Origin of the sequence: Bacteroides sp. CAG:189, assembly GCF_000432295.1 — a bacterium.
Taxonomy (GTDB): Bacteria; Bacteroidota; Bacteroidia; order Bacteroidales; family Bacteroidaceae; genus Bacteroides; species Bacteroides salyersiae.
The window spans coordinates 1-15,208 of record NZ_HF991071.1; the positions used below are offsets into that span (position 1 = coordinate 1).

The 15,208-nt window shown below is 45.2% G+C and carries 6 protein-coding genes; 2 read left to right on the top strand and 4 right to left on the bottom strand.

Annotated elements, in window-relative coordinates:
- Positions 1-220: 220 nt before the first annotated feature.
- The 4 genes from carB to glmS all read right to left on the bottom strand — a co-directional run bounded on the left by carB (position 221) and on the right by glmS (position 8,714).
- The gene (gene carB, locus QVP90_RS09650; protein ID WP_021936292.1) at positions 221-3,454 is read right to left on the bottom strand and encodes a carbamoyl-phosphate synthase (glutamine-hydrolyzing) large subunit; all 3,234 of its coding nucleotides are present in this window, start codon (positions 3,452-3,454) and stop codon (positions 221-223) included.
- A gap of 9 nt (positions 3,455-3,463) precedes the next feature.
- Positions 3,464-4,627 carry a glutamine-hydrolyzing carbamoyl-phosphate synthase small subunit gene (gene carA / locus QVP90_RS09655; RefSeq protein ID WP_021936293.1) on the bottom strand — a complete coding sequence of 388 codons (1,164 nt, stop codon included), beginning with the start codon at positions 4,625-4,627 and terminating at the stop codon, positions 3,464-3,466.
- 211 nt (positions 4,628-4,838) lie between these two features.
- Positions 4,839-6,722, bottom strand: coding sequence for an amidophosphoribosyltransferase (locus QVP90_RS09660; RefSeq protein WP_264381103.1), 1,884 nt, complete (start codon positions 6,720-6,722; stop codon positions 4,839-4,841).
- Positions 6,723-6,869: 147 nt separating this feature from the next.
- Positions 6,870-8,714, bottom strand: coding sequence for a glutamine--fructose-6-phosphate transaminase (isomerizing) (gene glmS / locus QVP90_RS09665; RefSeq protein WP_005923299.1), 1,845 nt, complete (start codon positions 8,712-8,714; stop codon positions 6,870-6,872).
- A 365-nt stretch (positions 8,715-9,079) separates the two neighbouring features.
- Between glmS and gltB the strand changes: the two genes are divergently transcribed.
- Both gltB and QVP90_RS09675 read left to right on the top strand, forming a co-directional pair.
- Complete coding sequence (gltB, locus tag QVP90_RS09670) at positions 9,080-13,696, top strand: glutamate synthase large subunit (protein WP_021936295.1); 4,617 nt, start codon at positions 9,080-9,082, stop codon at positions 13,694-13,696.
- Between the two features lie 176 nt (positions 13,697-13,872).
- Positions 13,873-15,204, top strand: a complete 1,332-nt coding sequence (locus QVP90_RS09675; RefSeq protein WP_021936296.1) for a glutamate synthase subunit beta — start codon at positions 13,873-13,875, stop codon at positions 15,202-15,204.
- The last annotated feature ends 4 nt before the right edge of the window (positions 15,205-15,208 follow it).

Consider the following 15,208-nt stretch of genomic DNA (forward strand, 5'->3'; position numbering starts at 1 on the left):
GTTCCAACCTCTCTTATTCTCCTTTGGATGCTGTAGAGCTTTATGTTAAAGAAAATATTTCACTGAAAACTACTTTTCCTTCTATGGAGAGATACTTATTTTAGGAAGAAGTAACAATAATGAATTAAAGTTATGCCGACAGGATATGCCATAAAAAAAGCTGCGTGACAGTGGTCCGTCACGCAGCTTTTATTCAAAAGTATCTCAATCTCAATAAAGATTACTTATATTCTTCCCAGCTTTTTATAGCAATGTCATCGATGCTCATCGTACAAAAAGCATTGATAAATGCGCTTGCCAAACGAGCATTGGTAATTAACGGAATATTCAAATCAATAGCTGCACGACGGATTTTATATCCGTTGTCAAGTTCTCCGGCCGTAAGATTCTTCGGAATATTGACCACCATATCTATCTCCTTATTATGAAGCATTTCAAGAGCCTGCGGGTACTGATCCGTCTCGCTCGGCCAGTAAACAAGTGTACTTTCGATACCGTTTTCCGCAAGCGTACGATGTGTTCCTCCGGTAGCAAAGAGTTTATAACCCTTATCTACCAGCATCCGCGCAGCTCCCATCATATCTACTTTCTGCTTCGGAGTGCCGGTAGACAGAAGAATGTTCTTTTTTGGAATACGGTAACCCACGGAAAGCATCGCTTTCAAAATTGCACAGGAAGTATCACTTCCGATACAACCCACTTCACCGGTAGAAGCCATATCTACCCCCAGTACGGGATCAGCCTTCTGCAAACGGTTGAATGAGAACTGAGATGCCTTGATACCGACATAATCGAGTTCGAAAAGATTTTTCGAAGGTTTCTCTACCGGAAGACCGAGCATCACTTTTGTAGCCAGTTCGATAAAATTGATCTTCAACACCTTGCTGACAAACGGAAAACTACGCGAAGCGCGAAGATTACATTCGATCACCTTGATGTCATTCTCACGGGCCAGATACTGGATATTGAACGGACCGGAGATATTCAACGCCTTTGCAATCTCACGACTGATACGCTTGATACGGCGAACCGTTTCCACGTAGAGTTTTTGCGGTGGGAACTGAATGGTCGCATCACCGGAATGTACGCCGGCAAACTCGATATGTTCACTGATAGCATAAGCGATAATCTCGCCGTTTTGAGCCACAGCATCCATCTCCACTTCTTTGGCGTGCTCGATAAACTGGCTTACCACTACCGGATGTTTCTTTGATACATTGGCTGCCAGTTTGAGAAAACGTTCCAATTCTTCTTGGTTGGAACAGACGTTCATAGCCGCACCACTTAACACATAGGACGGCCGGACAAGCACCGGAAAACCGACTTCATCGACAAATTCATTGATATCGTCCATCGAAGTAAGTTCTCGCCAACGGGGCTGATCTACCCCGATGCGGTCGAGCATGGCAGAGAACTTCTCACGGTCTTCGGCATTGTCGATGCTCTTGGCAGAAGTGCCGAGTATATTGACCTTCTGCGCATCCAGCCGCAAAGCAAGATTATTCGGAATCTGACCACCGGTAGAGACAATGACTCCATGCGGATTTTCCAGTTCGAGAATATCCATCACACGCTCGAAGGTCAGCTCATCGAAGTAAAGACGGTCGCACATGTCGTAATCGGTAGATACTGTCTCCGGATTATAATTGATCATGACGCTGCGCCAGCCTTCCTTGCGGATCGTATTCAACGCCTGCACGCCACACCAGTCGAATTCAACGGAAGAACCGATGCGATAAGCACCGGAACCTAACACAACGATCGATTTACGATCGCCTAAATAGGTTACATCATTGGCCACACCACTATAAGTGAGATACAGATAATTAGTCTGTGCAGGATATTCGGCAGCTAAAGTATCGATCTGCTTCACAACCGGAAGCACACCTACACTTTTACGATGCTTGCGGATATAAAGAATACCCTCTTCCATATCGCCTTCATAGCCGATAGCACGGGCTATCTGAAAATCAGAGAAACCTTGCCGTTTGGCTTGCTTCAACAGTTCGAGAGGTAACTCTGCGATCTGTTTATGATTGTTTCCCCAGCTATGCAACTCTTCGGAAGTACGCATGATGTTCATCAACTTCTGAAGAAACCACTTATCTATTTTCGTCAGTTCGTGCACCTGATCGATCGTATAGCCGGCACGGAAGGCCTTAGAAATAACAAAGATACGTTTATCCGTAGGTTCCCGCAACGCTTTATCGATGTCGGCGATGACAAGTTCCTTGTTTTCTACAAAGCCGTGCATCCCCTGCCCTATCATGCGAAGCCCTTTCTGGATAGCTTCTTCAAAAGTACGGCCGATGGCCATCACCTCACCTACCGACTTCATGGAAGAACCCAACTCTTTATCGACGCCATGAAATTTACCTAAATCCCAACGGGGAATTTTGCAGACAACATAGTCCAATGCCGGTTCGAAGAAAGCACTGGTCGTTTTCGTTACAGAGTTCTTCAAATCGAACAATCCATAGCCGAGCCCTAATTTGGCGGCAACGAAAGCCAACGGATAACCTGTTGCCTTGGAAGCCAATGCGGATGAACGTGAAAGGCGGGCATTAACTTCGATCACGCGATAATCTTCCGATTCGGGATCGAATGCATACTGCACGTTACATTCACCCACGATGCCGATGTGGCGTATAATGCGAATGGCAAGCTCGCGCAATTTATGATATTCTTTATTCGTCAACGTCTGAGAGGGAGCTATAACGATAGACTCACCGGTATGGATCCCCAACGGATCGAAATTTTCCATATTACAAACCGTAATACAGTTATCGAACCGGTCGCGCACCACCTCATATTCCACCTCTTTCCATCCTCGCAACGATTTTTCTACCAGCACCTGCGGAGAGAAAGCAAAAGCTTTTTCCACAAGTACATTCAGTTCCTCTTCATTGTCGCAGAAACCGGAACCGAGTCCGCCAAGAGCATAGGCGGCACGGACAATCACCGGATAACCTAAAGCAGTAGCGGCACGACGGGCATCTTCCACATTCTCCACCGCTTCGCTCTTGATGGTTTTTACATCGATCTCATTCAGTTTTTCTACAAAGAGCTCCCGGTCTTCCGTGTCGATAATGGCCTGTACGGGTGTACCTAACACTTTCACATTGTATTTTTCAAGAGTGCCTTCCTTATAAAGAGCCACACCACAGTTGAGCGCGGTCTGTCCGCCGAAAGCGAGCATAATACCGTCCGGTTTCTCCTTCTGAATAACTTTCTCCACAAAATAGGGAGTGACGGGGAGAAAATAAATCTGATCGGCTACTCCTTCACTGGTCTGCACCGTAGCAATGTTCGGATTGATAAGAATCGTTTCTATCCCCTCTTCTTTCAAGGCTTTCAGCGCTTGCGATCCGGAATAATCGAATTCACCGGCTTCGCCGATTTTCAAAGCGCCGGAGCCGAGAAGCAACACTTTCTTTATATTTTGTTCTTTCATTATAGTCGGTTATTTTAGCAGATTTACAAATTCATCAAACAAGAACTCCGTATCCGTCGGCCCACTGGCAGCTTCGGGATGAAACTGTGCAGAGAACCAAGGATTTGTCTTATGCCGGATACCTTCGTTCGAACCATCGTTCATATTGATAAATAGGGGTTCCCAATCGGCACCCAATGTATTGTTGTCTACTGCATAACCATGATTCTGGCTGGTAATAAAACAACGTTCCGTCCCCACCATGCGTACCGGTTGGTTATGACTGCGATGTCCGTATTTCAATTTGTATATCCTGGCGCCCCCGGCTTTCGAAAGCAACTGGTTGCCCATACAGATACCGAAAATAGGTAGTTTCGTATTCTGCATCGCTTTACGGATGTTTTGTACGGCAGCATCGCAGGTATCAGGGTCGCCCGGCCCATTGGAGATAAACAGTCCATCAAATTCCAGTTCATTGAAATCATAATCCCAGGGAACACGGATCACCTCGACATCACGCTTCAACAAGCAACGGATAATATTCGTCTTTACACCACAATCTACAAGTACAACTTTCTTTAGTTGAAAGTTGAAAGTTGAAAGTTGACAATTAAGCTGCGCAATGGGGGTGGTTAATGGAAAAGAACGGGATGTTCCATCGGGAAGATAGGAGATTATTTCTTTGCAGGACACACGGTCTACATAATTCACGGTAGCGTAATTGTCCATTGTCAATTTCCCATTGTCAATTTCCCATTGTCCATTGTCGAAGACTATGCGCCCCATCATCACTCCATGTGCACGAAGAACTTTGGTCAGCTCCCGGGTATCAATCCCCGTAATGCCGGGCACTTGCTCACGCTTTAACCAATCGGCAAGGCTCTCCACTGCATTCCAGTGACTGTATTCCTCCGAATAATCACTTACAATAATGGCTTCCGCATGGATTTTTTCACTTTCCATAAAAGTAGCCAGTCCATTGGGCTCGACCGTAAAAGGAGGTACCCCGTAATTACCTACCAACGGATAAGTAAGAGTCATCAACTGGCCGGCATACGAAGGGTCGGTCAAACTCTCCGGATAACCTGTCATGGCGGTATTGAAAACCACTTCACCTGCCACCGGCTTTTCGTAGCCAAACGACTTGCCATGAAAACGGCTCCCGTCGTTGAGGATTAAAGTTACATTTCGCATCTTTTATATTTACGATTTGACGATTTACTATTTACGATTGAAATTACCTTTTGGATTTACGATTGGACGATTTACTATTTACGATTGAAATTACCATTTTATTTGTGACCGAAGTCCTTTTCTACTTGTTTATTTAAACAGTGACCTTAATCGTAATTCGTAAATCGTCTAATCGTAAATCTCCTCGATTGTATCTCCTCGATCATAAATCTCAAAATTGGTATACTTGTTCTATATAATTTATAAATGCTTCATTCAACAGCTTCACGCCACCCGGTGTAGGATAGTCCCCACTGAAATACCAATCTCCACTATGATTAGGGCAAGCCTCATGCAAACCGCTCAAAGGCTGATATACAATTTCCACTTTGGCTTTTGTGCCCTTCGGAGTAAGCAACTCCACCATCTTGGCAGAAATTTCTTCATCAGTGAACGGCGCATAAATTTCTTTCACATAGTTCACCATCTGCTCTTTCGGCAGTCCCGCCTGGTCTTTCGATTTACGGTAAGCAGCGGCGATCACATCTTTCATGTCCCGGTCTTTCAGTAATTCGACTGCCGCTTTAAAAGCAATAAACTCACTCATCTTTGCCATATCGATGCCGTAATAATCGGGATAACGTACTTGTGGAGAAGAACTCACAATAACAATCTTCTTCGGCCCCAGTCGATCGAGAATGCCGATGATACTTTGGCGGAGTGTTGTGCCCCGCACAATGCTGTCATCGATAATCACCAAATTATCAATACCGGCACGCAAACTACCGTAGGTAATATCATACACATGGGCCGCCAAGTCATTGCGACTGTTGCCTTCGGCAATAAAGGTGCGCAGTTTGATATCTTTGATAGCCACCTTTTCGCTACGGATACGCCGGGAAAGTATAAGTTCCAGTTCCTCCATGTTCGGATTATGCCCCAAAGAGGCTATCTGCCGTACTTTCTCTTCATTGAGATAGTTGTCCAGCCCTTCGAGCATTCCATAAAACGCCACTTCGGCCGTATTGGGGATAAAGGAAAAAACCGTATGGTCAAGGTCATTATTGATCGCCTTCAAAATACGCGGGATTAATTTCTCACCCAGCAGTTTGCGTTCCTTATAGATATCCACATCACCACCCCGGGAGAAATAAATACGCTCAAAAGAACATGCCCTTCTCTGACGGGACTTATTGATCTGAGTAGTACGGAGCTGGCCCGCCTTGTTGATAAGGAGTGCCTGCCCCGGCTGAAGTTCTTTAATCTCTCCGACAGGTACATTAAGGGCAGTTTGTATGACAGGCCTTTCGGAAGCCAAGACGGCAATTTCGTCATCCTGATACCAAAATGCAGGACGAATGCCCCACGGATCACGGATTGCAAATGATTCACCGCTTCCTGTCAATCCGCAAATGACATATCCCCCATCCCACTCTTTACTGGAAGAACGCAGCACGTTGGCAAGATCGATATGCTCTTCGATATAGTTGGTCACCCCCATACCTGTCAGTCCCTCCGCCTCTGCCAGATTGAAAAGACGCTCCACTTCACGATCAAGGCGATGTCCTACCTGCTCGAGCATGATATAAGTATCGGCATATTTACGGGGATGCTGACCGATAGCTGTAATACGGGCAAAAATCTCATCCACATTTGTCATATTGAAATTACCGCAAAGTGCCAGATTCTTGGCACGCCAGTTATTTCTTCTCAAGAAAGGATGAACATAAGAGATACCCGATTTTCCGGTAGTAGAATAGCGTAAATGCCCCATATAAGCCTCTCCGGCAAAGGGCAGATTACGTTTGGCAAAGCCGGCATCGTGCAACTGTTCGGAAGTCAGGTCCTTAAAATTGCCCTGTACCGTTTCAAATATTTCAGTAATAGCTCCCGACCCCAACGCGCGTTCACGGAACATATATTCCTCACCGGGATTGGCAGCGAGCTTCACACAGGCAAGTCCGGCACCTTCCTGCCCACGGTTGTGTTGCTTCTCCATCAAAAGATAAAGTTTATTCAACCCGTACATCCAAGTGCCATACTTTTTTTCGTAATACTCCAAAGGCTTAAGCAGGCGTATCATGGCGACGCCACATTCATGCTTTAATTGTTCCATAATAATAATGTGCCAATATGCCAATGTGGTAATGTGCCAATTGGCTGCGCACACAATATATTAATTATTGATATTATTTATTTTCAGTTCATTGGCAAATCCCTTCATTGCCACATTGGCTAATCGACAAATTGCCTCATTGGCACATTATTCTACCGTTACCGACTTCGCCAGATTTCTCGGCTGGTCCACATCCATACCTTTGCACACAGCTACATGATAGGCCAGCAACTGCAAAGGCACAGTAGTAACCAACGGATCGAGACATTCCAGTGTTTCGGGAAGTTCAATGCAATAATCGGCTATCTTGCTTATCACCGTGTCTCCCTCGGTAACAACAGCTATCACTCTTCCTTTACGGGCCTTGATTTCCTGTATATTACTAAGCACTTTTTCGTACATACCGTTTTGAGTGGCAATCACCACTACCGGCATCTCCGCGTCGATCAATGCAATGGGACCATGCTTCATCTCGGCAGCAGGATACCCTTCAGCATGGATATATGAGATTTCTTTCAGCTTCAAAGCGCCTTCCAAAGCTACCGGATACGAATATCCGCGACCAAGATAGATAAAATTATGCGCATACGTGAATATTTTAGATAATTCTGCTATTTCATCATTTAGTTTCAATACTTTTTTCATTTTTTCAGGGATGAAATTCAGTTCACGCACAACACTGAGAAAATGAGCCTCATCGATGGTCTGTTTTTCACGTGCCAATGTCAAAGCCAGCATTGTGAGTACAGTGACCTGCCCGGTAAATGCTTTAGTGGATGCCACGCCAATCTCCGGTCCTACGTGGATGTACGAACCGGTATGTGTGGCACGCGGAATGGATGAACCGATCGCATTACAAATGCCGTAAATAAACGCACCGCGACTTTTTGCCAATTCTACGGCTGCCAATGTATCGGCCGTCTCGCCACTTTGCGAAATGGCGATCACAACATCATCTTCACCAATCACCGGATCACGATAACGAAATTCAGAGGCGTATTCTACCTCCACCGGTATACGGCAGAAACTTTCGATCAGATGCTTGCCGATCAATCCGGCATGCCAAGAGGTTCCACAAGCCACAATAATAAAGCGTTTTGCTTTCAAAAGCCTTTCCTTATAGTCGATAACGGCAGAAAGCACAACACTGGTACCTTCCACATTGACACGTCCGCGCATACAATCATGAATGCAATCGGGCTGTTCGAAAATCTCTTTCAACATAAAATGTGGGTAACCGCCTTTCTCAAGCTGTCCCAGGTTAAGTTCCACTTTAGTCACTTCGGGTGTCATTTCCACATTATTAAGATTAACCACCTTTAGTTCCTTGCCCCTGTGTATGACAGCAATTTCCTCATCTTCCAGATAAACCACTTTATCCGTATATTCTACAATGGGCGTGGCATCTGAAGCCAGAAAAAACTCATCTTCACCAATACCCACCACCAACGGACTACTTTTACGGGCAGCAATGATCTCGTCCGGACGGTCTTTTTCCAATACGGCAATGGCGTATGCACCGATCACCTCACGCAGTGCCAGTTGTACGGCGGTCAGCAAATCCAGATGATTGGTCACCTTCATGTATTCGATTAATTGTACGAGTACTTCCGTATCGGTACTGCTTTTAAATGTATAGCCTTTGGCCTGAAGTTTTTCTTTAAGAACGGCGTAGTTTTCAATGATACCGTTATGGATGAGAGCGAGATTTTCGGAGGAGGAATAATGAGGATGAGCATTAGCAGAACAAGGTTCTCCGTGAGTGGCCCATCGCGTATGCGCAATACCGATATTGCCAGAAATGTCTTTTTGTGTGACAAAATTTTCAAGATCGGAGACTTTTCCTTTCGTCTTATACACATTTAACTGCTGGTTGTTACTGATTAATGCTACCCCGGCACTGTCATATCCACGATATTCCAATCGCTTCAAACCTTTTACAAGGATGGGGTAGGCTTCTTTTTTACCAATGTAGCCTACAATTCCACACATATTATCCTATTTTTTTGTTTTCGGGAGCAAATATACATATTATTAATAACACAAAGATTAGTTTTTCTATAAAATATAGACATAAGAATAGGAAAAAGTGATTTTTATATCAAAACGTTAATTTTTCTATTATTTTAATCTCAAAAAGAAAGAAATTACAAATTAAAACCAAAACAACTTTCCACACTTTCATATTAACGCAAAAACAAGACTGCCCACTTTCAAATTATCACCACTAAACGAGATCAATCGAAATCGTGTAACACAAAACCAAATAAATAGTATCATTATGAAATTAAATCCATATTTTTGCAAAACATTTTGATAGATAAAACTGGTATTATCATACAATAAAGCTAAAAAGAATGAGAAAAAGAGAACTTTTTATCAGCCAAACAAAGAAATCACCTTACCAACGACAACCCGAACAGTTGGGATTGTATGATGCAGCAAATGAACACGATGCATGCGGAGTTGGCATGTTGGTAAACATTCATGGAGAAAAATCGCATGATATCGTAGAGTCGGCACTAAAAGTGCTCGAAAACATGCGTCATCGCGGTGCTGAAGGAGCTGACAACAAAACAGGAGACGGCGCAGGTATCTTGTTACAGATTCCCCATGAATTTATCTTGTTGCAAGGTATCCCTGTCCCCGAAAAAGGGCGTTACGGCACCGGACTGCTCTTTCTGCCTAAAAACACCAAGGCACAGGCAGACATCCTGAGTATCATCATCGAAGAGATAGAAAAAGAAGGACTCACGTTGATGCACCTGCGTAATGTACCTACTTGTTCCGAAATTTTAGGAGAGTCGGCATTAACAGCAGAGCCGGAAATCAAACAGGCATTTATCACCGGATTCACAGAAACGGAAACAGCCGACCGGAAATTATATATAATAAGGAAAAAGATCGAAAACCGGATAATGAAATCAACAATCTCCGGGAAAGAAGATTTTTATATCGTTTCGCTCTCAACCAAAAGCATTATATATAAAGGTATGCTCTCATCGTTGCAATTGCGCAACTACTTCCCGGACCTTACAAACAGTTACTTCACCAGTGGGCTGGCATTGGTACACTCCCGTTTCAGTACTAATACTTTTCCTACATGGGGATTAGCGCAGCCCTTTCGCCTACTGGCACACAATGGCGAAATAAACACAATCAGGGGAAATCGCGGATGGATGGAAGCACGCGAAAGCGTACTCTCTTCTCCTGCCCTCGGCGACATCAAAGAGATACGTCCCATTATCCAACCGGGCATGAGCGACAGTGCATCACTGGATAATGTCTTGGAGTTTCTCGTTATGTCCGGACTCAGCCTGCCGCATGCAATGGCAATGCTCGTACCGGAATCATTTAATGAAAAAAATCCGATCAGTGAAGATTTGAAAGCTTTCTACGAATACCACTCTATCCTGATGGAACCTTGGGATGGTCCTGCCGCACTGTTATTTAGTGACGGGCGGTATGCCGGTGGCATGCTCGACCGCAATGGGCTGCGTCCGGCACGCTACCTCATCACCAAAAATGACATGATGGTAGTAGCCAGTGAAGTAGGTGTTATGGATTTCGAACCGGGAGATATAAAAGAAAAAGGCCGCCTGCAACCGGGAAAAATATTATTGGTTGATACGGAAAAAGGAGAAATATACTACGACCACGAACTGAAAAAACAACTGGCGGATGCCAAACCTTACCGTACTTGGTTGGCGACTAACCGTATTGAACTGGACGAACTGAAAAGCGGGCGCAAAGTATCACACAGTGTAGAAAGATACGAGCAAATGCTGCATGTATTCGGCTACTCCAAAGAAGATGTCGAGAAAATTATCACTCCGATGGCTACTACCGGAGCAGAACCTATCAGTTCTATGGGTAATGATACGCCGCTCGCTATACTTTCGGATCAGCCGCAATTACTATACAATTACTTCCGGCAGCAATTTGCGCAGGTGACCAATCCTCCCATCGACCCGATCCGGGAAGAGCTGGTAATGTCACTGACGGAATATATCGGTGCCGTAGGAATGAACATTCTCACCCCAAACGAAAGCCACTGCAAAATGGTACGCCTCAACCATCCTATCTTAAGCAATGCACAATTGGATATTCTTTGCAATATCCGCTACAAAGGGTTCAAAACGGTGAAGCTGCCTATGTTATTTGAAATTTCCCGTGGTAAGGCCGGCTTACAGGAAGCATTAACTACCATATGCAAGCAGGCGGAAGAATCAGTGGCGGAAGGTGTGAACTATATCATACTGACGGACCGGGATGTGAATGCCACGCATGCAGCCATTCCTTCGCTACTGGCAGTAAGTGCCGTACACCATCATCTTATCTCGGTAGGAAAACGTGTACAAACCGCTCTTGTAGTTGAAAGTGGCGAGATACGCGAAGTAATGCACGCTGCCCTGTTGCTTGGTTTCGGGGCAAGTGCCTTGAATCCATATATGGCCTTTGCCATACTCGACAAACTGGTTGCCCGAAAAGAGATCCAACTCGACTATGCCACTGCAGAAAAGAATTACATCAAAGCTATCTGCAAAGGATTGTTCAAAGTGATGAGCAAAATGGGGATCAGCACCATCCGTTCATATCGTGGTGCGAAAATATTCGAGGCCATAGGTCTGAGCGAGGAATTGAGCAATGCTTATTTTGGCGGTCTCCCGTCACGAATCGGCGGAATCCGGCTTGAGGAAATAGCAAGAGACGCCGTTTTTTCAGTTGAAAGTGGAAAATTGAAAGTGGAAAGTTCTATGCAGCAGGAAGACGTAGCAAACTCTCAAAACAGCTCTCAACCAAATAACTTTCAACTTTCAACTCTCAACTTTCAACTAAACAACAGGGGGTTGTATTCTTTCCGGAAAGATGGAGAAAAGCACGCTTGGAATCCGGAAACAATCAGCACACTGCAACTGGCTACGCGTTTGGGTAGTTACAAAAAATTCAAAGAGTTTACTTCTATGGTAGACAACAAAGAAGCCCCCATTTTTTTGCGAGACTTCTTTGCATTCAAACGTAACCCCATCAACATAGACCGCGTAGAACCAATAGAAAATATTATGCGCCGTTTCGTAACCGGTGCCATGAGTTATGGTTCCATTAGCCGTGAAGCACACGAAGCAATGGCAATAGCCATGAATAAAATTCACGGACGTAGCAATACAGGCGAAGGTGGAGAAGATGCAGCACGTTTCATCCCCCGTGCGGATGGAACAAGCCTGCGAAGTGCCATCAAGCAAGTAGCTTCCGGACGCTTTGGGGTAACAACGGAATATCTTGTCAATGCGGATGAAATACAGATTAAAATAGCCCAAGGAGCAAAGCCCGGCGAAGGCGGGCAGTTACCGGGATACAAGGTGGACCAGGTGATAGCTAAAACCCGCCATTCCATACCGGGCATCTCACTCATATCTCCCCCGCCCCATCATGACATCTACTCCATAGAGGATCTGGCACAGCTTATCTTCGATTTAAAAAATGTAAATCCGAAAGCCAAAATCAGCGTAAAGCTGGTAGCAGAAAGCGGAATAGGAACAATCGCCGCCGGCGTGGCGAAAGCAAAGGCCGATCTCATCGTGATATCGGGTGCGGAAGGCGGTACAGGCGCTTCTCCCGCTTCTTCCATTCGTTATGCCGGCATTTCACCGGAATTGGGACTGAGCGAAGCACAACAGACTTTGGTATTGAACGGACTGCGCGGGCAAGTCATGCTACAAGTAGACGGGCAGTTGAAAACCGGACGCGACATCGTACTAATGGCTATGCTGGGTGCCGAAGAATTCGGATTTGCAACTTCGGCATTGATCGTACTGGGTTGCGTAATGATGCGTAAATGTCACATGAATACCTGTCCGGTAGGCGTTGCCACTCAAAATGAAGAATTGCGTAAGCGTTTTCACGGCCGGAGTGAATATCTGGTCAACTTCTTCACTTTCTTGGCACAAGAAGTAAGGGAGTATCTTGCCGAAATCGGTGTGGAAAGACTGGATGATCTTATCGGGCGCACCGACCTCATCGAGCGCAAAGCCGATAATGGAAATCCCAAACATGCGCTCATCGACTTCAGTAAATTACTGGCACGAGTAGACAACAACGCTGCTATCCGCCATGTCACCGATCAGGATCACGGTATTTCTACCGTCAAAGATGTAGAAATACTTCATGCCGCACAAGATGCCATTGAGTATCAGAAGGAAATCTCACTGGAATACACGATTGCCAATACGGATCGCGCCGTAGGCGCCATGCTTTCGGGTGCAATCGCTGCCAAATATGGCGAAAACGGTCTGCCGGAACACACACTGAATATAAAATTCAAAGGTTCTGCCGGACAATCGTTCGGTGTATTTCTTACTCCGGGAGTCAACTTCAAACTGGAAGGAGAGGCCAATGACTACCTCGGCAAAGGATTGAGTGGCGGCCGCATATCCGTACTACCGCCGGTACGAAGCAATTTTGAAGCAGAAAAAAACACGATAGCCGGTAACACTTTATTATATGGTGCCACCAGTGGAGAAGTCTACATCAATGGACGCGTAGGTGAACGTTTCGCCGTCCGTAACTCGGGAGCCATCGCCGTAGTAGAAGGCGTAGGAGACCATTGCTGTGAATACATGACAGGTGGACGTGTAGTAGTACTGGGACAAACCGGACGAAACTTTGCAGCCGGCATGAGCGGCGGAGTAGCATACGTATGGAACAAAGAAGGGAATTTCGATTATTTCTGCAACATGGAGATGGTAGAATTATCTCTCATCGAAGAAGCAAGTTATCGCAAAGAATTACATGAGCTCATCCGGCAACATTATTTATATACCGGTAGTAAACAAGCACGTATCCTACTCGATGACTGGAACCGCTATGTAGACGAATTCATACAAGTAGTGCCCATCGAATACAAAAAGGTGCTACAGGAAGAGCAAATACGGAAATTGCAACAGAAGATTGCGGATATGCAAAGAGACTATTAGGATTTACGATTAGACAATTTACGAATTACGATTGAAGTTACTTCTTTAAATGAACAAGTAGAATGACTTCAGTCGCAAATAGATGGTAAATTCAATCGTAATTCGTAAATCGTAAAATCGTAAATCAAAATGGTAATTTCAATCGTAAATTGTAAATCGTAAAATCGTAAACCATCATGGGAGATTCAAAAGCATTTTTAACCATACACCGTCAGGAGGCCGGATACCGCCCCGTACACGAACGTATCACCGATTATGGAGAAGTAGAGCAAACCCTTAATACCCACGACCGGAAACTACAAGCATCGCGCTGCATGGATTGTGGAGTACCTTTCTGCCATTGGGCTTGTCCATTAGGCAACAAGCAACCCGAATGGCAGGATGCTCTCTACAAGGGAAAGTGGAAAGAGGCTTATGAAATCTTGGCTGCCACATGTGATTTTCCAGAATTTACAGGACGCATCTGTCCTGCCCTTTGCGAAAAAAGCTGTGTACTAAAGCTATCGTGTGACGAACCGGTAACCATTCGCGAAAATGAAGCCGCTATTGTAGAAGCCGCTTTTCGTGAAGGATATATCACTCCGGTAATACCCGTACGTAATGGAAAACGGGTAGCAATAATCGGTGCCGGCCCAACGGGATTGGTAGCTGCCAATCAGTTGAACAGAAAAGGATATACCGTCACCCTTTTCGATAAGGCAGAAGCACCGGGCGGCCTACTCCGTTTCGGTATTCCGAACTTCAAACTGAATAAAAACATCATCGACCGCCGCATGGAAATATTAAAAGCCGAAGGGATTCTGTTCAAAATGAATACAGCGATAGACACGGCTCATCTGCCCGAAGGATTCGATGCTTACTGTATTTGTACCGGTGCAGAAACGCCTCGCGATCTTTCCATACCGGGACGTGAACTGAAAGGAATCCATTTTGCATTGGAAATGTTATCACAACAGAACCGGATTATAGAAGGACAGACTTTTGCTAAAGATAAGATGGTGAATGCAAAAGGGAAAAAAGTACTTGTCATCGGTGGAGGGGATACCGGTTCGGACTGTATAGGTACCAGTGTACGACAAGGAGCTGTCAGTGTAACACAAATAGAAATCATGCCTCAGCCCCCTGTCGGACATAATGATGCGACTCCGTGGCCACAATGGCCGGTGGTACTGAAAACGACCTCTTCACATGAAGAAGGCTGTATGCGCCGATGGTCACTTGCTTCCAACCGATTCATCGGTAAAAACGGTAAAGTCACCGGTGTAGAGGTAGAAGAGGTAGAATGGAGCACTCCTGCCGCAGGTGGACGACCAGTCATGAAGCCCACCGGCAAAAAAGAAATCATTGAAGCCGATATGGTATTACTTGCCATGGGATTCCTGAAACCGGAACAGCCGGAATATCCGGAAAATGTATTCATAGCCGGTGATGCGGCAACAGGAGCCAGTCTCGTAGTACGTGCAATGGCAGAAGGACGCAGAGTAGCGAAACTGATTTATGATTTATAAATTA